Consider the following 24,989-nt stretch of genomic DNA (forward strand, 5'->3'; position numbering starts at 1 on the left):
AGGAAACATGAAAATTACAGTGCAATCAATTCATTTTACCGCAGACAGGAAATTATTAGATTTTATTCAGAAGAAAGCTGATAAGCTGGATACGTTTTATGACCATATTATAAGTGGCGAGGTTTACTTAAAGCTTGAGAATGTGGAAGATGAGGCAAATAAAATTGCCGAGATTAAATTATTATTGCCGGGTAACCAGATTTTTGCCAAAGAGAAGTGCAAAAGTTTTGAAGAAGCAACAGATTTGGCGGTTGAGAGCCTGCGCAAGCAGATTGAGAAGCATAAACAGAAGAAAGCAATAGCCGATGCTGCTGCCAAAAAGGTAATACTAACCGAGGTAGAAGAAGGATTTTAATATAAAAAAGGCCATTTTATGGTTAAAATCGACGGGTTTACAGCCCGTCGATTTTTTTTGATAAAAAATTTTGCAGCGGGGTATTTTTTTGTAGATTTGCAATCCCTTTCAGAGAGGTGCCAGCGTAGTAAAATACCTTGTAAATTTTTGTAAAGAATGTTCTTTAAAATATAAAAAACTTATTAGTTTTGCCGCTCGATAAACGGAACCCCAGGGTTACGGTAATTGAAAGAGTAAAATAAAAGATAAGCCTCCTTAGCTCAGCTGGTAGAGCGACTGACTTGTAATCAGTAGGTCATTGGTTCGATCCCGATAGGAGGCTCTGTTTTTTTCGGAGGTGTGATGTTTAGCTTCAATCTTGGACAGCACAAATCCGAAAACAACAACTGGGGAGATACCAGAGCGGTCAAATGGGGCGGACTGTAAATCCGCTGCTTCGGCTACGAAGGTTCGAATCCTTCTCTCCCCACTTTTTTTAATGAGTGATTTATTGAGTTAGTGATTTAGTGAATGCTAAAATCACCAATTCACTAAATCGCTCATTCACTAATTAAAAACAAGCGGAAGTAGCTCAGTTGGTAGAGCGATAGCCTTCCAAGCTATAGGTCGCGAGTTCGAACCTCGTCTTCCGCTCGGTTACAGTAGGCAGTTGGCCGTGGGCAGTTTACAGTTATTATTAACTAGCAACTGCAAACTAACAACTGATAACTGCAAACTAAAAAAATAAGCCGACGTAGCTCAGGGGTAGAGCACTTCCTTGGTAAGGAAGAGGTCATGGGTTCAAATCCCATTGTTGGCTCAACAGAATAAAACATAATAAAGAATACATTTTTAAGTATAAATTAACCTACAAATAATTATAAATCATGGCAAAAGAAAAGTTTGACCGCAGTAAACCGCATTTAAACATCGGTACAATCGGTCACGTTGACCACGGCAAAACAACCCTTACTGCAGCTATCACTAAAGTTTTAGCTGATGCAGGTTTATCAGAAGCTCGTTCATTTGATTCAATTGACTCAGCTCCTGAAGAAAAAGAACGTGGTATTACAATTAACACCGCGCACGTTGAGTACTCAACTGCTAACCGTCACTACGCTCACGTTGACTGTCCAGGTCACGCGGATTACGTGAAAAACATGGTTACAGGTGCTGCTCAGATGGACGGTGCAATCATTGTAGTTGCTGCAACTGATGGTCCGATGCCACAAACCCGCGAACACATCCTGTTGGCACGTCAGGTAGGTGTACCTGCACTTGTTGTTTTCATGAACAAGGTTGACATGGTTGATGATCCGGAATTATTAGAATTAGTAGAAATGGAAATTCGTGAATTATTATCATTCTACGAATATCCAGGTGATGATATCCCAGTAATCCAGGGTTCTGCATTAGGTGGTCTTAACGGCGATCCTACCTGGGTTGGTAAAATCATGGAGTTGATGGATGCTGTTGATAACTTTATCCCTATCCCTCCACGTTTGACAGATCTTCCTTTCTTAATGCCTGTTGAAGACGTATTCTCAATCACTGGTCGTGGTACTGTTGCTACCGGTCGTATTGAGCGTGGTGTAATCAACTCAGGTGAGCAAGTTGACATCCTTGGTATGGGTGCCGAGAACTTGAAATCAACTGTAACTGGTGTTGAGATGTTCCGTAAGATCCTTGATCGCGGCGAAGCTGGTGACAACGTAGGTTTATTGTTACGTGGTATTGAAAAAACTGATATCCGTCGTGGTATGGTTATTTGCAAACCAGGTTCAGTGACTCCACACACCGACTTTAAAGCAGAAGTATACGTATTATCAAAAGCAGAAGGTGGCCGTCACACTCCATTCTTCAACAAATACCGCCCGCAATTCTATTTCCGTACAACTGACGTAACCGGTGAAATTTCATTGGCCGAAGGTGTAGAAATGGTTATGCCAGGTGATAACGTTACCATCACTGTAAAATTGATCAACGCTATCGCTATGGAAAAAGGCTTACGTTTCGCTATCCGTGAAGGTGGCAGAACAGTAGGTGCTGGCCAGGTAACTGAAATTTTGAAATAAGAATTTCAAAAAGGTTAATTGGAAACATAAGTTTACTGTAAAAAGTAAACTTATGTTTTCTTATTATAAAATATACACGGGAATAGTTCAACGGTAGAATAGAGGTCTCCAAAACCTTTGATCAGGGTTCGAATCCTTGTTCCCGTGCATAAGCAAAGTTTAAAAATGGCTAACGTAACTGAATATATTAAAGAATCATACATCGAGTTAACTGAGAAGGTAACCTGGCCAACCTGGCGTGAGTTGCAAAGCAGTGCCATATTGGTATTGGTTGCTGCAATTATCATTGCCTTGGTTATCTTAGGTATGGACCAGATCATAGCTTATTTGCTTAAAGCATTTTATAGTTCACTTACATAATATTTAGGAGATAGCGATGAGTGATCAATTGAAGTGGTATGTAGTTAGGGCCATAAGTGGTAAAGAAAAAAAGGTTAAACAATATATAGATGCCGAAATTAGTCGTTTGGGCATTACCCATTTGGTACCACAGGTATTAATACCAACCGAAAAGTACTATCAAATGCGCGATGGAAAAAAGATTGCTAAAGAGCGTAACTACTTTCCGGGCTATGTATTGATGGAAGCTGTATTAGATGGCGAAACCGAACACATCATCAAAAATATAAACAGTGTTATAGGATTTTTAGGCGACAAAGCCGGTAATGCTATCCCACTGCGCCAGGCCGAAGTTAACCGTATTTTAGGTAAGGTTGATGAAATGAGTGCCCAGGGCGAAACAATGAACGTACCTTACTACATAGGCGAAAACGTAAAAGTAATGGACGGGCCTTTCAATGGTTTCAGCGGTGTTATCGAAGAAGTTAACGAAGAAAAAAAGAAATTAAAAGTTATGGTAAAGATATTCGGGCGCCGTACGCCGCTTGAATTGAATTACATGCAGGTAGAGAAAGAATAGTTTTCAAAAATTTCGGATGTCGGATTTTCGATTTCGGAATTTTTGAATTTTAAAATATAAGATAGAAGAGTAAGGGAATAAATCCGAAATGGAAAATCCCAAATCCGAAATCAAAACGTCCTTAAATGTTACTTAGCTTCCACTTACTAACATTGAGTTATAATTAAAGTAAATTAAAATGGCAAAAGAGATCGGTGCAATGGTAAAGCTGCAGGTTAAAGGCGGCGCCGCAAACCCATCACCTCCAATTGGCCCTGCATTGGGTGCAAAAGGTGTGAACATCATGGAGTTTTGCAAGCAATTTAATGCACGTACCCAGGATAAAGCTGGAAAGGTGTTGCCTGTTTTGATTACTGTTTATGTTGACAAATCTTTCGAATTTATCATCAAAACCCCTCCTGTTGCAATCCAGTTATTGGAAGTTACAGGTTTAAAAAGTGGTTCGGCTGAACCCAACCGTAAAAAAGTTGCCAATGTAAATTGGGAGCAGGTTGAAACTATAGCCAAAGATAAAATGGTAGATTTAAATGCATTTACTGTAGAATCAGCCATGAAAATGGTGGCAGGTACTGCCCGTAGTATGGGAATCACCGTATCAGGTACGGCTCCCTGGAACTAAATTGGTTTCGGATTTCGGATTTTCGATTTCGGATTTTTAAAATCTCAAATCTTAGATCTCAGATCTCGGATCAAAAATTATTAATTTATACAAAATCAGTTTAAGACAGTGGCTAGATTAACAAAAAATCAAAAAGCGGCACTCTCCAAAATTGAGGCAAACAAATCGTATTCATTAGAAGCTGCATCAGCTTTGGTAAAGGAATTAACCTTGACTAAATTTGATTCATCAGTTGATATAGACGTTCGTTTAGGTGTTGACCCGCGTAAAGCCAATCAAATGGTACGTGGTATTGCAACATTACCTCATGGAACCGGTAAAACTGTACGTGTATTGGTGCTTTGTACTCCTGATAAGGAACAAGAAGCTAAAGATGCAGGTGCGGATTACGTAGGTTTGGATGAATATATTGCCAAGATTGAAGGCGGATGGACTGACGTTGATATTATCATCACTATGCCAAGTGTAATGGCTAAGGTAGGTCGTTTGGGTAGAATTTTAGGCCCGCGTAACCTTATGCCAAACCCTAAATCAGGAACAGTAACTCCAGAAGTTGGAAAAGCTGTAACTGAGGTAAAAGGCGGTAAAATCGACTTCAAGGTTGATAAAACAGGTATCATCCATACCTCAATAGGAAAAGCATCATTCCCTGCAGATAAAATTTATGAGAATGCATTAGAAGTATTGCAAACTATCTCAAAATTAAAACCATCAGCAGCAAAAGGAACATATTTCAAGAGCATTCACATCTCTTCAACCATGTCTCCTGGAATAACAGTTGAAACTAAATCAGTAGCGGGGATCTAATCATGAATAAAGAAGAAAAATACGACCTTGTTCTTGCCCTTACTGAGCAAATGAAAGAGTACGGTAATTTCTATATTACTGATACCTCTAATTTAACAGTTGCAAAGATCAACGATATCCGTCGTCAGTGTTTCCAAAGCGAAATCACAATGAAAGTGGCAAAAAATAGCTTGATTAAAAAAGCTATGGAAGCTGCAGGTGGCGATTACACTCCAATATTTGATGTATTAAAAGGTTCATCATCAATCCTTTTTTCAAAATCAGCAACTGCCCCGGCAAAGTTGATTAAACAATTAAGGAAAAAAAGTGACAAACCGATTTTAAAAGCAGCTTATATTGATTCAGCAATATTTATTGGCGACAACCAGATCGATACGTTGATCAAGTTGAAATCAAAAGAGCAGCTGATAGGCGAAGTTATCGGATTATTGCAATCACCAGCCAAGAATGTTATTTCTGCACTGCAATCAGGCGGAAATACTATCGCAGGTTTGGTAAAAACATTACAAGAAAGAGGTTAACTAACACCTCAATAAAGTTAGATAACAATAAACAAAAAGCATTAAAAGTAAAATTTAAATAAAATGGCGGATTTAAAAGCGTTTGCTGAACAGTTGGTAAACTTAACAGTAAAGGAAGTAAACGAATTAGCTCAGATCTTAAAAGACGAGTATGGTATTGAGCCTGCTGCTGCAGCTGTTGCTGTTGCTGCTGCTCCGGCTGGTGGCGATGACGCTCCTGCTGCTGAAGCAGTACAAACTGCATTTGACGTTATCCTGAAAGAAGCAGGTGGCGCTAAATTAGCAGTTGTTAAATTAGTAAAAGACTTAACTGGCTTAGGTTTGAAAGAAGCTAAAGATCTTGTTGATGGTGCACCAAAAGAAGTTAAAACCGGTGTAACTAAAGAAGAAGCTGAATCTTTGAAAAAACAATTAGAAGAAGCTGGAGCAGTAGTTGAGGTTAAATAAGTTAACCCAATAAAATATAGCATGAGACTCCGACCTATTTTGGTCGGGGTCTATTGCTGTTTATAAAGGTTTGGATATTAGATGCCAGATATGAGATGTAAGATATGAGATTTTTGGCGGTTAAACTTTTAACTACCAGCCTTCTGCAACATATTCGGTCTCAAATCTCACATCTCAAATCTCACATCTACAAAAGTTTATTAATAAACTAAAAATTAAACACCTTGGCAAACAACATTAATCAAAGAGTAAACTTTGCAACCAGTAGAAAGGTACTTGATTACCCCGATTTCCTGGATGTTCAGTTACAATCTTTCCAGGAATTTTTTCAATTGGAAACCACCTCAGACAACCGCTATAAAGAAGGTTTGTTTAAAGTGTTTGCTGAAAATTTTCCTATCTCAGATTCAAGGAACATCTTCGTTTTAGAGTTTCTGGATTACTTTATTGATCCGCCACGTTATGATATACAGGAGTGTATCGAGCGCGGATTAACTTATAGCGTACCATTAAAAGCCAAGCTTCGCCTGTCATGTAATGATGAGGAGCACGAAGATTTTGAAACAATTGTACAGGATGTTTATTTGGGTACTATCCCTTATATGACACCTAAAGGTACATTTGTTATTAACGGTGCCGAGCGTGTAATTGTATCGCAGTTACACCGTTCACCTGGTGTATTCTTTGGCCAAAGCCGCCATACCAACGGTACAAAATTATACTCTGCCCGTGTTATTCCTTTCAAGGGTTCATGGATTGAGTTTGCTACAGACGTTAACAACGTGATGTATGCTTACATTGACCGTAAAAAGAAATTCCCGGTTACCACGTTGCTTCGTGCTATTGGTTATGACTCTGATAAAGATATATTAGAGTTATTTGAACTGGCCGACGAAGTAAAAGTTAGCAAATCGGGCCTGAAGAAATTCATTGGCCGTAAGCTTGCTGCAAGGGTACTTAAAAAATGGGTAGAAGATTTTGTGGATGAGGATACCGGTGAAGTGGTATCTATCGACCGTAACGAAATTATCCTTGAGCGTGAAACTGTATTAGAAGATGACCATATTGATATGATCATTGATGCTGGCGTTAAAACCATCATCCTGAACAAGGAAGATGCTTCAACCAGCGGTGATTATACTATTATATATAATACATTACAAAAAGATACTTCGAACTCTGAGAAAGAAGCGGTTGAGCATATCTACCGTCAATTACGTAACGCCGAACCACCTGATGAGGAAACTGCACGTGGTATCATCGATCGTTTGTTCTTCTCGGATAAAAGATATGACCTGGGCGATGTGGGCCGCTACCGCATCAACCGTAAATTGAAATTAAATACCTCTGATGAAACTAAGGTATTAACCAAACAGGATATTATCGCCATCGTAAAATATTTGATCAAACTGATCAACTCAAAAGCCGAGGTGGATGATATTGACCACTTGTCAAACCGTCGTGTTCGTACAGTGGGCGAGCAATTATATGCCCAGTTTGGTGTTGGTTTGGCCCGTATGGCCCGTACCATCCGCGAGCGTATGAACATCCGCGACAACGAGGTATTTACACCTACTGACCTGATTAACGCACGTACACTATCATCTGTGATCAACTCGTTCTTCGGAACTAACCAGTTATCACAGTTTATGGACCAAACCAATCCACTGGCAGAGATTACGCACAAGCGTCGTCTGTCAGCCCTTGGGCCCGGTGGTCTGTCACGTGAGCGTGCAGGTTTCGAGGTTCGTGACGTACACTACACCCACTACGGTAGGTTATGTACTATCGAAACTCCGGAAGGACCAAATATTGGTTTGATCTCGTCGCTTTGCGTACACGCCAAGATTAACAACTTAGGCTTTATCGAAACACCGTACAAACGTGTGGTTGATGGTAAAGTGCAGGTTGATGAGCCGGTTATCTACTTATCTGCTGAGGACGAGGATGGTAAAACTATAGGCCAGGCAAACGCGCATTACGATGATAAAGGTGTATTTGCATTACCGAAAGTAAAAGCACGTTTTGAAGGTGACTTCCCGATCATCGAGCCTGAAAGGCTGGATTTAATGGATATTGCTCCAAACCAGATCACGTCTATCGCGGCTTCATTAATTCCGTTTTTGGAACATGATGATGCTAACCGTGCCTTGATGGGATCGAACATGCAACGCCAGGCTGTGCCTTTGTTACGCCCTGAGGCGCCGATTGTTGGTACCGGTTTGGAAGGCCGTGTGGCAAAAGATTCACGTACACTAATCAATGCCGAAGGCGATGGTGTGGTTGAGTATGTAGATGCTAACGAAATCCGGATTAAATATGACCGTAACGAGCTTGACCGCCTGATATCATTTGATGGCGATTCAAAAAGCTACCGTTTAACCAAGTTCAAGAAAACCAACCAAAGTACTACCATGAACCTTAAGCCTATTGTTAAAAAAGGGCAACGGGTATCAAAAGGTGAAGTGCTTTGCGAAGGTTACGCAACACAGGCAGGCGAGCTTGCCCTGGGCCGTAACTTAAAGGTGGCTTTCATGCCTTGGCAAGGTTACAACTTTGAGGATGCTATCGTGATCTCTGAGCGCGTTGTATCACAGGATATTTTCACTTCGCTTCACGTTGAAGAGTTTGAACTGGAAGTACGTGATACCAAACGTGGTGAAGAAGAATTAACACCAGATATCCCTAACGTATCAGAAGAAGCTACTAAAGACCTTGACGAAGACGGTATTATCCGTGTAGGTGCCGAGGTTAAAGAAGGCGATATCCTGATAGGTAAGATTACCCCTAAAGGCGAATCTGACCCATCACCGGAAGAAAAACTGTTACGCGCCATTTTTGGTGATAAAGCGGGTGATGTTAAGGATGCATCTTTAAAAACTCCACCGTCAATTGCCGGTGTGGTTATAGATACCAAATTGTTTAGCCGTGCTAAGAAAACTTCGAAAGCCGAAGAAAAAGCACAGTTGGAGAAACTGGATAACAAACATGATAAAGCAGTAAAAGATCTTAAAAACACTTTGATTGAAAAGTTATTTGAGATTGTGAACGGCAAAACATCGCAAGGTGTTTACAACGTTTACAAAGAGCTTCATGTGCCTAAAGGTGTAAAATTCACCCAGAAAATTTTAGTTGAGCTTAATTACGAGAACATTAACCCAACTAAATGGACAACTGATGATGATAAAAACGACCAGATAAAAACCTTGCTTCATAACTACAATATCAAGGTTAATGAAGAGCTGGGCGCTTACCGTCGTGATAAATTCGCTATCAGTGTGGGTGATGAGCTGCCATCGGGTATAGTTCAAATGGCTAAAGTTTACATTGCTAAAAAGCGTAAGCTTAAAGTGGGTGATAAAATGGCCGGTCGTCACGGTAATAAAGGTATTGTTGCACGTATTGTACGTGATGAGGATATGCCTTTCCTTGAAGACGGAACACCGGTTGATATTGTGTTGAACCCGCTGGGTGTACCTTCACGTATGAACTTAGGGCAGATATACGAAACCGTATTAGGTTGGGCAGGTAAAGAGTTAGGCATTAAATTCGCTACCCCAATTTTTGATGGTGCAAGCCATACCGAAGTTGAGGAGTGGGTTAAAAAGGCAAACTTACCAGAATCTGGCCGTACCTATTTATACAATGGCTTAACAGGCGACCGTTTTGACCAGCAAACCACAGTAGGTATCATATACATGCTGAAACTTGGTCACATGGTTGATGATAAGATGCACGCACGTTCTATCGGGCCATACTCATTAATTACACAACAACCATTGGGTGGTAAAGCCCAGTTTGGTGGTCAGCGTTTTGGTGAGATGGAGGTTTGGGCATTGGAAGCATTTGGTGCTGCCAATATCCTGCAGGAGATATTAACCGTTAAATCGGATGATGTTATCGGCCGTGCCAAAACTTATGAGGCTATTGTTAAAGGTGAAAACCTGCCAACACCATCAGTTCCTGAATCATTCAACGTATTGGTTCATGAATTAAGAGGTTTAGGTTTAGATATCACCCTGGAATAATTAGTGATTTAGTGAGTTAGTGAATTAGTGATTGATAAAGTCGATCAGAATTTGCTAACTCGCTAATTCAAGAATAATGTGAATGGTTTGGCAGGTTGCTTAAATCACTAATTCACTAACTCACTAATTCAATCATTAAAAAAACAAGGAGACTATGTCTTACAAAAAGGATAATAAAATCAAAAGTAATTTCACCACAATTACTATCAGCCTGGCCTCTCCCGAGTCCATTCTTGAGCGTTCAAGCGGTGAGGTTTTAAAACCAGAAACCATCAACTACAGGACCTATAAACCTGAGCGTGATGGTTTATTCTGCGAGCGTATTTTTGGTCCGGTTAAAGATTATGAGTGCCATTGCGGTAAATACAAACGTATCCGTTACAAGGGTATAGTTTGCGACCGTTGCGGTGTTGAAGTAACCGAGAAAAAAGTTCGTCGCGAGCGCATGGGCCACATTAACCTTGTAGTTCCTGTTGCGCACATCTGGTACTTCCGTTCGTTGCCAAATAAAATTGGTTACTTACTGGGCTTACCAACAAAACGGCTAGACTTAATTATATACTACGAGCGCTATGTAGTAATACAGGCAGGTATCAAAGAATCAGACGGAATCAACAAAATGGATTTCCTGACTGAAGAAGAATACCTTGATGTATTAGATACCCTTCCGAAAGAAAACCAGTACCTTGACGACAAAGATCCTCAGAAATTTGTTGCCAAAATGGGTGCCGAGGCTTTGGAAGAATTATTAAAACGCCTTGATTTGGATGAGCTTTCATTTAGCTTACGCCACCAGGCAGCAAACGAAACTTCACAACAACGTAAAAACGAAGCATTAAAACGTTTACAGGTTGTTGAGGCTTTCCGTGATGCAAAAACCAGGATTGAAAATAACCCAGAGTGGATGATTGTTAAAATCGTTCCGGTTATCCCGCCTGAATTGCGTCCGTTAGTGCCTTTGGAAGGCGGCCGTTTCGCTACTTCAGATTTGAATGACCTTTACCGCCGTGTAATTATCCGTAACAACCGTTTAAAACGTTTGATCGAGATTAAAGCGCCGGAAGTTATCTTACGTAACGAAAAACGTATGTTACAAGAAGCTGTAGATTCGTTATTCGATAACTCACGTAAAGTTAACGCGGTTAAAACCGAAGGTAACCGTGCTTTAAAATCACTTTCGGATATCCTGAAAGGTAAACAAGGCCGTTTCCGTCAAAACTTATTAGGTAAACGTGTGGATTACTCTGCCCGTTCGGTAATTGTTGTAGGGCCAAACCTTAAATTACACGAGTGCGGTTTACCAAAAGATATGGCTGCCGAGCTGTTTAAACCATTTATCATCCGCAAAATGATTGAGCGTGGTGTAGTTAAAACAGTAAAATCTGCTAAAAAGATTGTTGACCGTAAAGACCCATTAGTTTGGGATATTTTGGAAAACGTATTGAAAGGACACCCTGTATTGCTAAACCGTGCGCCTACGCTGCACAGGTTGGGTATTCAGTCGTTCCAGCCTAAACTGGTTGAAGGTAAAGCGATTCAATTGCACCCATTAACCTGTACGGCCTTCAACGCGGATTTTGACGGTGACCAGATGGCCGTTCACGTACCACTTGGTAACGCGGCAATTTTGGAAGCCCAGGTATTGATGCTTGCATCACACAACATTTTGAACCCTGCCAACGGTACGCCTATTACAGTACCATCACAAGACATGGTGCTTGGTTTGTACTACATAACCAAAGGCCGTAAAACTGATGATGGACGTGTTGTAAAAGGCCAGGGTTTAACTTTTTACTCATCCGAGGAAGTTATTATTGCTTACAACGAACGTAAAATTGATTTGCACGCCTTTATAAAAGTTAAAGCTTTGACAAAAGACCGTGAAGGCAATATTGTAAGCAAAATTATTGATACTACTGTAGGCCGCGTGTTGTTTAACGAACATGTACCTGTTGAAGTAGGTTATATCAATGAACTGCTTACCAAGAAATCACTGCGTGATATTATTGGCGAGGTGGTGAAAATTACCGGTATGGCACGTGCAGCACAATTCCTTGATGATATTAAGGAGTTAGGTTTCAAGATGGCATTCCAGGGTGGTTTATCATTTAACCTGAAGGATATCAATATCCCTGCAGAAAAAGTTACACTGATCGAAACTGCCTCTAAACAGGTTGAAGAGGTTATGGGTAACTATAACATGGGTTTCATTACCAACAACGAGCGTTATAACCAAATTATCGATATCTGGACACGTATCAATAACCGCTTAACAGCGAATGTGATGGACATCCTGAGCAACGATAACCAGGGCTTTAACTCGGTGTATATGATGCTTGATTCCGGAGCACGTGGTTCTAAAGAGCAGATCCGTCAGCTTGCAGGTATGCGTGGTTTGATGGCTAAGCCTCAGAAATCTGGTTCAGGTGGCGAGATTATCGAGAACCCTATCCTTTCAAACTTTAAAGAAGGTTTGTCGGTATTGGAGTACTTTATCTCAACCCACGGTGCGCGTAAAGGTTTGGCGGATACGGCATTAAAAACAGCTGATGCTGGTTACTTAACCCGTAGGCTGCATGACGTTGCCCAGGACATGATTGTAGGCGAAGTGGATTGCGGTACCTTAAGGGGTATTTATACAACTGCGCTAAAAGATAACGAAGATATTGTTGAGCCATTATACGATCGTATTTTAGGCCGTACTACCTTGCATGATGTTCATGACCCTATCACAGGCGAATTGCTGGCATCTGCAGGACAGGATCTGACAGAGGAAGTTGCCAAGAAAATTGAAAATTCTCCTTTAGAAGGTGTTGAAATCCGTTCGGTATTAACTTGCGAAAGCAGGAGAGGTGTATGTGCATTATGCTATGGCCGTAACCTTGCAAGCGGCAAACGCGTGCAAAAAGGCGAGGCTGTTGGTGTAATTGCTGCACAATCAATTGGTGAGCCGGGTACACAGTTAACGTTACGTACATTCCACGTGGGTGGTACCGCGTCAAACATTGCGGCTGAATCACAGATCAACGCTAAGTTTGATGGTATCATCGAATTTGAAAACGTACGTACGGTTGAATTCAGTACTGCCGAAGAAGGTAAAGTTGATGTGGTATTAGGTCGCTCGGGCGAGTTCAGGATTGTTGAGCAGGGAAGCAATAAAGTTATTGTTACCAACAACATTCCTTATGGTTCATACCTGTATGTTAAAGATGGTGCCAAAATCACCAGAGGCGACAGGATTTGTTCATGGGATCCGTACAATGCGGTTATTATATCTGAATTTGCAGGTTTAACCCAGTTTGAAGCTGTATTAGAAGGTATCACTTTCCGTGAAGAATCTGACGAGCAAACCGGTCACCGCGAGAAAGTAATTATCGATACCAGGGATAAAACTAAAAACCCTGTTATCCAGATCACGGATACAAAAGGTAACGTAATAAAAGGATATAACATTCCTGTAGGTGCTCACATTGCCGTTGAAGAAGGCGAAAAACTACAAACCGGGCAGGTTATTGCTAAAATCCCTCGTTCAACAGGTAAAACCCGCGATATCACCGGTGGTTTACCACGTGTAACCGAGTTGTTTGAAGCACGTAACCCATCTAACCCGGCTGTAGTAACCGAAATTGATGGCGTGGTAACCTTAGGCGGTATTAAACGTGGTAACCGCGAAATGACCATCGAATCAAAAGATGGCCAGATCAAGAAATACCTTGTTCCATTGTCAAAACACATCCTGGTACAGGATAACGACTTTGTGAAGGCTGGTATGCCGTTATCAGATGGCTCCATATCTCCGGCAGATATCCTGGCTATTAAAGGCCCGGCTGCAGTGCAGGAGTACCTGGTAAATGGTATACAAGAGGTTTACCGTTTGCAGGGTGTGAAAATTAACGATAAACACTTTGAGGTTATCGTTCACCAGATGATGCAGAAAGTAGCTATCGAGGATGCAGGTGATACCCGTTTCTTGGAGCGCGAAGCTGTTGACAGCTGGGATTTCATGAACGAGAACGATGAGATATTTGACAAGAAAGTTGTAGTTGAGCCAGGTGATTCAACAACATTAAAAGCTGGTCAGATAGTATCATTAAGGAGGTTACGCGATGAGAACTCGATTTTAAAACGTAAAGATTTGAAATTGGTTGAAGTACGCGATGCAATCGCAGCTACATCAAGCCCGATACTGCAAGGTATCACCAGGGCCTCGTTAGGCACCAAATCGTTTATCTCTGCCGCCTCGTTCCAGGAAACTACCAAAGTACTGAACGAAGCAGCAATCGCAGGTAAAAAAGACAACATGCTTGGCTTGAAAGAAAACGTTATTGTTGGTCACCTTATTCCTTCCGGTACAGGTTTACGCGAATACGAAAATATCCGTGTAGGCTCACAGGAAGAGTTCGACCGCTTAATGGCTTCAAAAGCTGAAGAAGTAGAAGCATAGTTTAAACTATTTATACTATCCAAGTCCCCCGGGTTTTATACCCCCGGGGGACTTTTTTTTGAAATAATTTTTAATTAGTTAAAACAAAAGAGACAAACACCTGTTTAAGCTGAACTTGTTTTGAACGTTGCATGCATCTTGGTATTAAAACAAAGGGAAAAGAACAAAGTAATTACACTAACAAAAGAGACTACGATGAAAAGTACGTCTTTTTGTTATTTTAGTAGCATGGAAGAACAAAACGAAAACCAGCTCAATATTGAGCTCTCTGAAGAAATTGCCGAAGGCATTTATTCAAACCTGGCCATCATTACCCACTCCAGTTCGGAGTTTGTGCTCGACTTTATCAGGGTTATGCCCGGGGTACCTAAAGCTAAAGTGAAATCAAGGATAATTTTAACTCCCGAGCATGCCAAACGCCTTTTATCGGCATTAGATGAGAACATCGAAAAGTTTGAAACATTAAATGGCCGCATCAAAATTCAACAGGACCCGTCGGGTTTTCCGATGAATTTTGGCGGCACAATGGGGCAGGCATAATGCATAGCTGATTATGAATATTAAATGAAGTTGTCTCAGAATTGGATTAATATTTGCATGCTAGATTGTAACCATTATGCGTTATAAGGGTTCACTTAATAACTATTTAGCTTAGTCTAACATCATATGAAAAGTACTATTGTTTTAGATGCAGGATCCGCCATTTTATTGGTGGCCTTTTTGGTAGGGATGACATGTAATCATTTATCAAATAATTCATACACAAAAATTAAAAAAGCTACAGGCACTACATACTACGTTGATAACAACAGCGGGGATGATAGTAATACAGGCACCGCTGTTGGCACCGCCTGGAAATCCCTTGCTAAAGTAAATGGTATTAAATACAATCCTGGTGACCGGATTTTGTTCAAAAGAGGTTGTACCTGGAAAGGACAGCTTAATCCAATTGTATCAGGAGCTCAAGGCTCTCCTATAGTTTTTAGTGCTTATGGATCTGGAGACAAGCCAGTAATAAGTGGGTTTACAACACTATCTAACTGGGAAAGCGTAGGGGGGGGGATTTGGCAAGTTGATTGTTCGTCTTGCGCTACGGCTTTAAATATGGTTGCCATGGACGATGTTTCATTAGCCATGGGGCGTTATCCCAACTCTAATACTGCAAATAAAGGATACTTGACTATAGATAGTCATCAGGCAAATATCAGCATAACCGATAATAACGCTGGAAATTCAACAAATTGGACTGGTGCAGAGGTAGTGATCAGAAAAAACAGGTGGGTTATTGATAGAAGCCCAATTGTAAAACAGGATGGCCCCACTATTTATTATACGGCCACCTCCAATTATAATCCGCTCGATAAATTTGGCTATTTTATTCAAAATAGCGTCAAAACACTTGATAAGCCGGGCGAATGGTATTTTAATAAGATTACTAAAAAATTGATGTTGTATTCAGGCGCTTCAAAGCCATCCGGCGTCGTAAACGCAAGCGGTGTTGACAAACTCCTTTCAATAAATAATAAAAGTTACATTACTATTGACGGATTGGAGTTTGATGGCGCCAATGTAAATGCTGTTGAGATCAAAGGCTCAGAATTTATAAAATTTGTAAATAATAAAGTTGCCTTTTCCGGAGTTAATGCCATTTTGATGGCCAACGCTAACGCAATTACTATACGTAGTTGTGTAATTGAAAAATCCAACAATAACGCCATAGATGGGCATTACAACTGCAATAATTTAGTAATATCGGGCAATCAGATAAACAACACCGGAAGAGATGCCGGGATGGGACAAAGTGGCGATGGAGCATATATGGGTATTACTGTCAATGGATCGAATAATAGCGTCGACTCAAACGAAGTTATTAATACAGGATACATACCAATAACATTTCGGGGAAATACCGATGTTGAACGTAATTTTATAAATAATTATGCAATTGTTAAGGACGATGGCGGGGGTATCTATACTCGCGATTCGACGAATGTTACAAGAGTTCGTAAGGTTGCAAATAACATCGTAATCAATGGTGTGGGTGCCGGCGCCGGAACCGATAAGCCAGACTATTTAAATGTTACCGGTATTTATATCGACGACAATTCTAAGAATCTTCAAATAATTGGAAATACCTTGGCTTACAATGGCTTTAGTGGTATTTTTATTCACAATTCAAACAATGTGAGTGTAAAAGAGAACACCGTATTTAGCAATGGTCGGCAAATTTTAATGCGCCATGATCAAATCTCAGCTAATAGCCCTTTAAAGTTAGTCGATATTTCAGGTAATATTTTTGCAACTACTAAATCAAGCCAATTGGTAGGTGAATTAAGCACCATAAATGATAACGAAGTGTCAAAGAGTTGTAAGTTCACTAACAATCATTATCTGCAAGCTCCTGGTGCAAAAGGATTAACTACGTTGGTCACTTCTTCAAGCCGTACCTCGTTGAGGACGCTGCGGGATATTTCAACAACTGATGTTAACCAGAATAATTCCGGAACTATACAAACGATTGATGGCAATTCGCTTCGATTTGAATACAATGCCACTAATATGCCTAAAGTGATTAGTTTGGCAGGAAGTTATACGGATTATAAACATAATATTTATAACAAAACGGTTACGTTGCAGCCGTTTACGTCCGTTATATTGATAAAGCAATAACGAATAATATAGTTAAAATGCGAAGCGGCCCGTTTTAACCAAACCGTTATGTGATGTGTTGGGTTGGGATCTGTTTTGTTAAACAAACGTAGTATTTGGTGACAAAAATAAATGACAGTTTGCTTAACATTTAGTTTACTAAAGCCTAACCAAGTCTTAGAATTAAATTAACTTGTTATGTCAAATAAATTACAATATTTGATGAATTGAATCTGGTAATTTGCAATTTTTATCCTTTATAGTGCTTAATTTTAAAAAAAATAAAATGATATAAAAAATATATTGCAAAATTGAAAATTTTTGCTTTATATTGCAGTTCCAAAATATTACAGTTTTATTACATTTATCTAAAAATATTTATACTGTTTGCATGAATAAAAATCTGCTTCAAAGACTGAGTTTTGCAATTGTCCTCATTCTTTCTTTTTTCTTAATTACTTCCTGTTCGTCAGTTAAAAATGTTAAATATTTCCGCGATATACCCGACTCGACGCTTTCAACTTCAATAGGAAGAGCCGAATATGTTGAGCCTGTAATACAAACTGACGATATTTTAACAATAGTTGTTCAAACGCTTGACCCCAACGCTACAAGCCTCATAAATATGGGGAATGTGCCAGTCAGTGCAACTGGTACAAGTACAGTTAATACCGGCATATTATCAGTTGGACAGCAAGTTGTTTCCGGATATTTGGTTGACAAGGAAGGCGATGTTGAATTGCCCATTTTAGGCAAAGTCCAAGTAGTGGGATTAACAACCAGTAAAGCAAAGACGCTTATTGAGGCCAAAGCCGGGGAATTTTATAAAAGCCCTTCGGTGACGGTTAGGTATGCTAATTTTAAAATAAGTGTTGCCGGTGAAGTTGCCAGGCCATCTACATACATAATACCGAATGAAAAGGTAACCATTTTAGATGCTTTAACAATGGCCGGAGACCTCACTATATTTGGCAAGCGTGATAATGTTTTGTTGATTCGTCAAAACGAAGACGGAACAAAAACAGCTTATAGGATAAACTTAAATAAAAGCAACATCATGACTGCTCCTTATTACTACCTGAGGCAGAATGATTTTATTTATGTCGAACCTGGCAAAGCCAAAGCAGCTGCTAATGATGCTAACCAACTTAGAACTTACACTATCATAGGTTCTGCTTTATCAGTATTAATCATTATAGCTTCCAGACTATAACCCTCAACAATTATCTTCTACATATTTTATGGAATCTAACCAAAACGAACTTAATTATAATAATAAAAATTCGGACGAAGAGTCAGGATTGGACATAAAGGCTTTTTTTGCAAGTATTTTATCCAACTGGTATTTCTATTTATTAAGCGTAATTGGATGCCTTGTTATAGCTTTTGCATTTGCCCGTTATTCAAATCCAAAATATAAGATAAGCAGTAAAATTATTATTGACGATCAAAAAAATTCTCCAGGTGGTGCTGGTGCTTCAAGTATGATGGTGGATTTTTCTGACCTTTTTGACTTGCCAAGTAATACCGAAAACGAGATGGAAATATTGCGTTCCAGAACGTTGATGGAAAATGTCGTAAAAGGACTTAATTTGAACGTTGTCGTATACAAAAGAGGATTTGTACGCAATGTGGAATTATATGATGAAGCGCCGTTCGATGTAAAAGTAATACCTAAGGTTGACTCAATTTTGTTAAGTAAAAGTGATATTGATATTAAAGATAACGAAATTACTGTGAAGAACAAGACGGCCGATACAACTATAACCGCCACATTTGACAAAGTAATATCGCTACCGCAATATGACCTAATATTTACCAAGAAGCCAGGTAAACTCGTAGATGCTGATGGTTATTCAATCAGCGTGGTGTCTGTGGACGCGAAAGTTGAAGATTTGTCTGCTGATTTTGATGTTGAGATGACGGATAAAAAAAGTACCGCTCTTAATTTAACTTTTGACTATGCAAATCCCAAGAAAGGAGAAGTTATTCTGCAACGAATGATGGATTTGTACCTTAAGATCAACCTTGAAAATAAAATTCAGATTGCGGACAGTACATTGAAATTTGTGGATGAGCGGTTGAAACTGGTGAGCACACAACTTTCTGATGTTGAGGGTAACCTGGAGCAGTTTAAACAAAATAACAATCTTGCGGATATTAGTGAGCAAGCAAAGGTGTTGGTTGGAGATGCGTCTGCTGCTATGAAGCAACAAAATGATATTGACATACAATTATCAATTATCAACGATATAGATAAATATTTGGCCGACCCACGGAACAAAAGAATTATACCAAGCGCACTCACCGTACCAGATCCTGTGTTTGCCGACGCAATTGGTAAATACAACGAGTTGTTAGTTGAACGCGACAAATTAAGCATTTCAATTAAGGATTCCAATCCGTTAATTAAAAATATGGATGATCAAATTGCTAATGCAAGGCTTGCCCTGGTAAAAAGCTTTGACTCCTATAAAAGGTCATTGACAATAACACGTAATGAATTAAAGACCAGAAATAATGGTTTTTCGGGAATGATTAAGGGTGTGCCTAAAAAGGAAAGGATATTTCTTGATTATTCCAGGCAACAAAACTTAAAAGAGCAACTTTACCTGTTTTTGCTGCAAAAAAAGGAAGAGACGGCTATTTCTAAAACTTCAACAATATCTACCGCTCGCATTATAGACAAAGCCAAAAGTGATTATTTGCCATATAAACCCAACAAGAAATTGATTTATTTAGTTGGCGCAGTTTTTGGTTTATTATTACCATGGGGGTATATATATGGCAAAGAGCTTTTGAATATAAGAATCCTTAACAAAGAGGATATATATAAAAATAGTCCACTTTCCATCGTTGGCGAAATTGGTAACAACAAGGAAGAGGTTTCATTGGTTGTAACAAATAATTCCCGATCGGTAGTATCAGAGCAATTTAGGGCGCTCAGAACCAATCTGCAGTTTATACTTAACCCCGATAAGCCAAATGTAATATTACTAACCTCAAGTATGAGTGGTGAAGGTAAATCGTTTATTACGCTTAATCTCGGAAGTACATTGGCCTTAGGGGGCAAAAAGGTTGTGTTAATTGAGTTGGACCTTCGTAAACCCAAACTGTCTGCAAACCTTGGGGCCGACCATAATGACGGTTTCACCAACTATGCGGTATCCGCTAAAATGAAATATTCCTCTATTGTTAAGCCTTCGTATTTCTCAGAAGACTTGTCTTTAATATCGGCGGGCCCTATTCCTCCAAATCCGTCTGAATTATTGTTAAGCAGCAAGCTTGACGAGTTAATTGAGAGTTTGAAACTGGAATATGACTATATCGTAATTGATAGCCCGCCTGTGGGTATGGTATCTGATGCCCTGTTGATTGAAAGGTTTGCAGATATAACGCTGTATGTTTTGCGCCAGGAATATACTTACAAATCACAGTTAAATATAGTTAATGATTTGGCCAGTGAACGCAAATTAAAACGCCCTTACCTTGTAATTAATGATATTAAATCACGTAAAGGCGGTTATTATGGCTACGGCTATGGCTACGGTTATGGTTACGGCTATGGTTACGGCTATGGTTATATGGAAGATAAGAAGGAAAAGAAAAAGTCTTTTTTCAGTTTCCTGAATAGAAAATAACAAGGTTTGTTATCAGATGCACCCGATATAAGACATTATTGATAGGGTAAACAATATCTGATATTTTAGAATGGATATGCGATTATGAAATATGCATTAAAAAAGGTTTTGAGATCGTGGTTTTTATATCAAGCCTTTCAATATTTCTCAAATTGTAGAAAATACTCAAAGCGAGGAACAAAAATTGGATTCAGAACCCGCTTTGAGAAGGTAAATCTCGAAAGTTACATTTTCTTAGAAGACAACGTTGCTATAAAAAGTTCATCAATAGGGTCGCATACTTACATCGGCATAAACTCCTCTGTATTTTTTGCAACTATCGGAAAGTTTTGCTCTATAGGGCGTAATGTTGAAATTGGGCTTGGTATACATCCAATTGATCATGTTTCAATTCATCCTGCTTTTTACTCTAATGACAAGCATTTCAAGTGTTTTTCTAAAGAACAGCAGTTTTCCGAAGAGTTTAAATCCATTTTAATTGGGAACGATGTATGGATAGGTAATGGAGCAAGAATACTTGGCGGTGTAACTATCGGGGATGGAGCGGTAATTGCTGCCGGGAGTATTGTCACAAAGGATGTAAAAAGCTATGAGGTAGTTGGTGGTATCCCGGCTAAATCAATAAAATTCAGGTTTGACGATCTTACTGCGCAAGAATTACAGGCTACTAAATGGTGGGATAATAGTGAGGAGTGGTTTGAAACTAATTATAAGTTTTTTAATGATCCTGCCACGTTTAAGCGGGAAACAAATTTTATAAAAAACAAGGTTTAGCAAAAATGAAAGCTAAGGATTTCTTTAATTTTATTTCGGTATTACTGCTTGTTCTTACGTCTGCCGTGCCATTTTTTATGGCGCAGGTGCAGTATATATTTATAGGATTGGGGATCGCATTGCTGAATTTGATGATTAATTATAACAAATGGTTCGATCTGAAATTCTGGTTTTTTATAGCAGCCATTTTCTTGTGTCAAATGGTTCAGGGGTATACCAATGATCAAATTTTTATTTCTACATATCTTGGAATGATACTGAGGTTTGTTTGGATATATCTAATTATTAAATCGTCGAAATTAAATTATCTTAGATATTACGTTAAGATAATGTATTTCTTTTCTGTGGTAAGTTTGTTCTTTTATGTATCGATGGTTGCCTTACCGGATTTGAAATCGGTTTATCATTCCTTGTCGGCACCGTTTAACTTTTATTTATTTCCGGTTTCAATTGATGATCTTTCCGATCTTCAAAATTTCCACATCATTATTTATAATTTTCACGGCTATGATTATGCTTCGCAATCAAATGCGGCGTTGGCCCAAATCAGGAATTGCGGCCCTTTTTGGGAACCGGGAGTTTTTTCGGGGTTTTTGATCATTGCTCTTGCGTTTCTATTTTTCTCTGAAGGTACTGTAAGAAATAAAAGAGGATATATTTTTATTATAGCGTTAATAACAACCTTTAGCACCACTGGTTACCTGGCTTTGATAATTTCTGTAGCACTTTATAATAAAGAGTATATAAAGAAATATAAAATTATTTTAGTACCACTATTAGTTGCAAGCAGTTATTACGCATTTTTCAATATTGCATTTCTTAGTAATAAAATCTCTGACCAATCTAAACAATTGGATCAAGATAAATCAAGATTTGGTAGTGCTCTGCGGGATCTGGCCTTTTTTATACAAAATCCGCTTTGGGGAGAAGGCAGGAATGCAGATTCGGCTTACGGACGCGCTATTTCCGGCGACGACGTTGAAACAAATAACGGAATAACAAGTGCGCTCGCCGGATTGGGTGCGGTGTATTTTATCATTTTCTCTGGTATGGTTATATATTCTTTTAAACGATTAGGGAATAATATAAATGAAAAGAATGTTTCCTGGGTACTCTACCTCGTCTTCCTGATTATATCGTTCTCCGAGGTATATTTTGTAATTCCATTTTTTATGAGTTTAAGCTTTTTATATGTAATTGCCGATACTAAATATCAGATAGGAGTTAAAAGAATAGTTCCCAAAAAAAAGATTTGGGAAACCTATAACTTAGATACACGTCAACTGCAGTAATGCATTATTAACTGAGTTTAAGTAACATTAAATTTGAAAAATATGAAAGTCGCCCTTATTGTCCCAACCTTTAACCGTAGTAAAATATTATCAGACTTTATTGAAATTATAAAGGCTCAAACAGTACAGCCTGACCTTTTTATAATTGTTAACGATGGATCTACAGATGAAACCGGCAGCATATTGGCCCAAAATCCACAGGTTTTAGAGTTAAAAGGCGACGGTAATTTATGGTGGACAGGGGCTGTTAACTTAGGGATTAAATACGTACTTGATAATCATCCAGATATTGATCACATTTTGCTTCAGAATGATGATGTTATATTGATGAATGACTGGCTGGAGAAAATAATTGTATTAGGTGGGCAAAATAAAGATACGCTGATAGGTTGCGCCGCTGTTGACTACCGGGATAAAGAATCAATTACTTATGCGGGTAAATACACGCACAAATGGTTTGCTTATAATAAATTTATATACCAGGGAAAAAAGATATCAGAAATTGACGTTAACCTTCCTATTTATCCTTTTGACCTTATTGGCCGCGGAATTTTAATACCAATTACGGTATTTGAAAAGATCGGGCTTTTTGATGCCAAACATTTTAAGCACCGAGGAGATACTGAGTTGCCGCTAAGAGCAAAAAAAGCTGGATTTAGATTAATGTTATCATTTATACCGCTTGTTTATGATATGCCCGATAAAACTCATGGTGTTGATATTAAAACAAAATATACGCTAAAAGATCTAAAGCCATTCTTTTTTGATTTTAGGTCGTCTACCTATATAAAATATAGGTTTTACTATTCAAAGATTGTGGCAGATAACCCAATTCAATTTTTAACCTTCTTTGGCTGTAGCTTAATGGCGCATTCAAGAAAGTTTTTAAAGAGATTTAAATTTATTTAAAATGGTGATATAATTATATACACAACAAAATAGATCAGTAAACCCTTCTTAGTTACTTAATTAAGCATATGTTATTTAATTCTATAGAATTTGTATTATTCCTGATAGTTGTTCTTGTTGTTTATAATTTTCTTTCCCAAAAAGGCCGATTAATATTTTTATTATTAGCAAGCTGTTTTTTTTACTCGTGTTGGAATTTTAAATATCTTTTTTTAATTGCGTTTACTTCGGTATCCAGTTATACTATAGCATTATTGATTGTTGATGAAAAATTCAAGAAATACAGGGCATTATTATTGTCTATCTGCATCATTATCAATTTAGCGATACTTTTCTTTTTTAAGTACTTTAATTTTTTTAACAAAACCATAAGCCAGATATCAGCCTTATTAGGAGGTAGTTACCATTTCTCGATGCTTAACTTTCTGCTGCCGGTAGGTATTTCATTTTATACATTTGAGTGTTTCAGTTACGTAATAGATGTTTACAGGGGTTCATTAAAGCCCGAAAAAAGCATACTCAGATTTTTTCTGTTTGTTACTTATTTCCCTAAGCTTGTAGCAGGGCCAATTGTTAGATCTGACCATATTTTACCTCAACTACGTGTATTCAAAAACTTTAAAGAGGAGAATTTTAGAAAAGGCCTTACACTGATCCTCTGGGGATTGTTTAAGAAAATGGTTATTGCGGATAGGCTCGCGATATCGGTAAACCACGTTTATAATAACGTTAAGGGAGCATCATCGCTATCATTAATTATAGCTACAATATTTTTTACCTATCAAATATATTGCGATTTTTCGGGGTATTCCGATATTGCAATAGGTGTATCAAAATTGCTTGGGATTGATTTGATGGAAAATTTTAGACGCCCATACTTTTCAAAAACGGTTACTGAGTTTTGGCGGCGCTGGCACATATCTTTATCAAGCTGGTTTAGGGATTATTTGTATATTCCATTGGGTGGCAGCCGCGTGTCGGTAGGCCGGTGGGTATTTAACAGCATATTTGTTTTTTTAATAAGCGGTTTGTGGCATGGCGCTAATTATACTTTTTTAATTTGGGGAGGCATCCATGGAGTTATGATAGTAGTTGAGAAATTTTACTATGGTAAAAACATCAGCAAAATAAAAAGCGGTGTAACACCTGCCAATATTGTTAGGTGGGCCATCACTTACTTTGTGGTAATGGTAGGTTGGATATTTTTTAGGGCTAATACGCTGCACGATTCAATTGCGATCATACGTAAAATTGTTGATTTCGGAAACTTTGGCAACGACGTTAAGGCTATTTTTACCCAGGGTGGTGCGGAAGGTTTACTGGGTTTGAATTTTTACGATTTCATATTGGCTGTTTTATTTCCGCTTATACTGGTTTCAATCAATTTTAAAGTTCGTAAAAGCGGCTTGGTTAATTATGTGTATGAACAAAGCACCTTTAAAAGATGGTCCCTATATCTTTTGGCAACGTTTATAATATTTTGGTTTGGCAAATTTGGTGTTAACGAATTCATTTATTTCCAGTTTTAGT

The 24,989-nt window shown here is 38.7% G+C and carries 18 protein-coding genes and 5 tRNA genes; all 23 read left to right on the forward strand.

The annotated features are described in order from the left end of the window. Window positions 1-7 precede the first annotated feature (7 nt). The gene (gene hpf, locus BMX56_RS06860; protein WP_090642946.1) at window positions 8-355 is read left to right on the forward strand and encodes a ribosome hibernation-promoting factor, HPF/YfiA family; all 348 of its coding nucleotides are present in this window, start codon (window positions 8-10) and stop codon (window positions 353-355) included. Window positions 356-604: 249 nt separating this feature from the next. Next, window positions 605-677, forward strand: a tRNA-Thr gene (locus BMX56_RS06865). Window positions 678-743: 66 nt separating this feature from the next. Continuing rightward, window positions 744-824, forward strand: a tRNA-Tyr gene (locus BMX56_RS06870). A gap of 91 nt (window positions 825-915) precedes the next feature. Continuing rightward, window positions 916-988, forward strand: a tRNA-Gly gene (locus BMX56_RS06875). 94 nt (window positions 989-1,082) lie between these two features. Then, window positions 1,083-1,154 (forward strand) — tRNA-Thr (locus BMX56_RS06880). 67 nt (window positions 1,155-1,221) lie between these two features. Beyond that, complete coding sequence (tuf, locus tag BMX56_RS06885; protein WP_090642950.1) at window positions 1,222-2,409, forward strand: elongation factor Tu; 1,188 nt, start codon at window positions 1,222-1,224, stop codon at window positions 2,407-2,409. A 76-nt stretch (window positions 2,410-2,485) separates the two neighbouring features. After that, window positions 2,486-2,556 (forward strand) — tRNA-Trp (locus BMX56_RS06890). Between the two features lie 18 nt (window positions 2,557-2,574). Further along, window positions 2,575-2,769 carry a preprotein translocase subunit SecE gene (gene secE, locus BMX56_RS06895; protein ID WP_090642955.1) on the forward strand — a complete coding sequence of 65 codons (195 nt, stop codon included), beginning with the start codon at window positions 2,575-2,577 and terminating at the stop codon, window positions 2,767-2,769. 16 nt (window positions 2,770-2,785) lie between these two features. Continuing rightward, on the forward strand, window positions 2,786-3,328 hold the full coding sequence (nusG, locus tag BMX56_RS06900) for a transcription termination/antitermination protein NusG (protein ID WP_076374894.1): 543 nt from the start codon (window positions 2,786-2,788) through the stop codon (window positions 3,326-3,328). A gap of 178 nt (window positions 3,329-3,506) precedes the next feature. After that, window positions 3,507-3,947, forward strand: coding sequence for a 50S ribosomal protein L11 (gene rplK, locus BMX56_RS06905; protein WP_090642959.1), 441 nt, complete (start codon window positions 3,507-3,509; stop codon window positions 3,945-3,947). 108 nt (window positions 3,948-4,055) lie between these two features. Next, a complete protein-coding gene (gene rplA / locus BMX56_RS06910) occupies window positions 4,056-4,754 on the forward strand; it encodes a 50S ribosomal protein L1 (RefSeq protein ID WP_090642963.1) in 699 nt (232 codons plus the stop codon). 2 nt (window positions 4,755-4,756) lie between these two features. After that, window positions 4,757-5,275, forward strand: a complete 519-nt coding sequence (rplJ, locus tag BMX56_RS06915) for a 50S ribosomal protein L10 (protein ID WP_090642968.1) — start codon at window positions 4,757-4,759, stop codon at window positions 5,273-5,275. Between the two features lie 63 nt (window positions 5,276-5,338). Continuing rightward, the gene (gene rplL / locus BMX56_RS06920) at window positions 5,339-5,722 is read left to right on the forward strand and encodes a 50S ribosomal protein L7/L12 (RefSeq protein ID WP_073405423.1); all 384 of its coding nucleotides are present in this window, start codon (window positions 5,339-5,341) and stop codon (window positions 5,720-5,722) included. A 224-nt stretch (window positions 5,723-5,946) separates the two neighbouring features. Continuing rightward, window positions 5,947-9,750, forward strand: a complete 3,804-nt coding sequence (rpoB, locus tag BMX56_RS06925) for a DNA-directed RNA polymerase subunit beta (RefSeq protein ID WP_090642973.1) — start codon at window positions 5,947-5,949, stop codon at window positions 9,748-9,750. 154 nt (window positions 9,751-9,904) lie between these two features. After that, window positions 9,905-14,194 carry a DNA-directed RNA polymerase subunit beta' gene (gene rpoC, locus BMX56_RS06930; RefSeq protein ID WP_090642977.1) on the forward strand — a complete coding sequence of 1,430 codons (4,290 nt, stop codon included), beginning with the start codon at window positions 9,905-9,907 and terminating at the stop codon, window positions 14,192-14,194. 228 nt (window positions 14,195-14,422) lie between these two features. Next, window positions 14,423-14,734, forward strand: a complete 312-nt coding sequence (locus BMX56_RS06935; protein ID WP_090642981.1) for a DUF3467 domain-containing protein — start codon at window positions 14,423-14,425, stop codon at window positions 14,732-14,734. A gap of 126 nt (window positions 14,735-14,860) precedes the next feature. Then, a complete protein-coding gene (locus BMX56_RS06940; RefSeq protein WP_090642985.1) occupies window positions 14,861-16,864 on the forward strand; it encodes a right-handed parallel beta-helix repeat-containing protein in 2,004 nt (667 codons plus the stop codon). Between the two features lie 370 nt (window positions 16,865-17,234). Further along, entirely contained in the window at window positions 17,235-18,056 is an 822-nt protein-coding gene (locus BMX56_RS06945; protein ID WP_090642993.1) for a polysaccharide biosynthesis/export family protein, read from the forward strand. Between the two features lie 28 nt (window positions 18,057-18,084). After that, window positions 18,085-20,484: a GumC family protein gene (locus BMX56_RS06950; protein ID WP_090642996.1), complete on the forward strand. Its 2,400-nt coding sequence runs from the start codon at window positions 18,085-18,087 to the stop codon at window positions 20,482-20,484. A gap of 84 nt (window positions 20,485-20,568) precedes the next feature. Further along, the gene (locus BMX56_RS30660; RefSeq protein WP_090643000.1) at window positions 20,569-21,258 is read left to right on the forward strand and encodes a xenobiotic acyltransferase family protein; all 690 of its coding nucleotides are present in this window, start codon (window positions 20,569-20,571) and stop codon (window positions 21,256-21,258) included. Window positions 21,259-21,263: 5 nt separating this feature from the next. Then, complete coding sequence (locus tag BMX56_RS06960; protein WP_090643005.1) at window positions 21,264-22,550, forward strand: hypothetical protein; 1,287 nt, start codon at window positions 21,264-21,266, stop codon at window positions 22,548-22,550. Between the two features lie 42 nt (window positions 22,551-22,592). Further along, entirely contained in the window at window positions 22,593-23,459 is an 867-nt protein-coding gene (locus tag BMX56_RS06965; RefSeq protein ID WP_090643009.1) for a glycosyltransferase family 2 protein, read from the forward strand. A 68-nt stretch (window positions 23,460-23,527) separates the two neighbouring features. Then, entirely contained in the window at window positions 23,528-24,988 is a 1,461-nt protein-coding gene (locus BMX56_RS06970; RefSeq protein WP_090643014.1) for an MBOAT family O-acyltransferase, read from the forward strand. The last annotated feature ends 1 nt before the right edge of the window (window position 24,989 follow it).

Source organism: Mucilaginibacter sp. OK283 (assembly GCF_900110415.1).
Lineage (GTDB): Bacteria > Bacteroidota > Bacteroidia > Sphingobacteriales > Sphingobacteriaceae > Mucilaginibacter.

Coding starts and splice junctions, on each gene's coding strand:
- hpf (WP_090642946.1), top strand. CDS start 8: ATGAAAATTACAGTGCAATCAATTCATTTTACCGCAGACAGGAAATTA.
- tuf (WP_090642950.1), top strand. CDS start 1,222: ATGGCAAAAGAAAAGTTTGACCGCAGTAAACCGCATTTAAACATCGGT.
- secE (WP_090642955.1), top strand. CDS start 2,575: ATGGCTAACGTAACTGAATATATTAAAGAATCATACATCGAGTTAACT.
- nusG (WP_076374894.1), top strand. CDS start 2,786: ATGAGTGATCAATTGAAGTGGTATGTAGTTAGGGCCATAAGTGGTAAA.
- rplK (WP_090642959.1), top strand. CDS start 3,507: ATGGCAAAAGAGATCGGTGCAATGGTAAAGCTGCAGGTTAAAGGCGGC.
- rplJ (WP_090642968.1), top strand. CDS start 4,757: ATGAATAAAGAAGAAAAATACGACCTTGTTCTTGCCCTTACTGAGCAA.
- rplL (WP_073405423.1), top strand. CDS start 5,339: ATGGCGGATTTAAAAGCGTTTGCTGAACAGTTGGTAAACTTAACAGTA.
- rpoC (WP_090642977.1), top strand. CDS start 9,905: ATGTCTTACAAAAAGGATAATAAAATCAAAAGTAATTTCACCACAATT.
- BMX56_RS06935 (WP_090642981.1), top strand. CDS start 14,423: ATGGAAGAACAAAACGAAAACCAGCTCAATATTGAGCTCTCTGAAGAA.
- BMX56_RS06940 (WP_090642985.1), top strand. CDS start 14,861: ATGAAAAGTACTATTGTTTTAGATGCAGGATCCGCCATTTTATTGGTG.
- BMX56_RS06945 (WP_090642993.1), top strand. CDS start 17,235: ATGAATAAAAATCTGCTTCAAAGACTGAGTTTTGCAATTGTCCTCATT.
- BMX56_RS06950 (WP_090642996.1), top strand. CDS start 18,085: ATGGAATCTAACCAAAACGAACTTAATTATAATAATAAAAATTCGGAC.
- BMX56_RS30660 (WP_090643000.1), top strand. CDS start 20,569: ATGAAATATGCATTAAAAAAGGTTTTGAGATCGTGGTTTTTATATCAA.
- BMX56_RS06960 (WP_090643005.1), top strand. CDS start 21,264: ATGAAAGCTAAGGATTTCTTTAATTTTATTTCGGTATTACTGCTTGTT.
- BMX56_RS06965 (WP_090643009.1), top strand. CDS start 22,593: ATGAAAGTCGCCCTTATTGTCCCAACCTTTAACCGTAGTAAAATATTA.
- BMX56_RS06970 (WP_090643014.1), top strand. CDS start 23,528: ATGTTATTTAATTCTATAGAATTTGTATTATTCCTGATAGTTGTTCTT.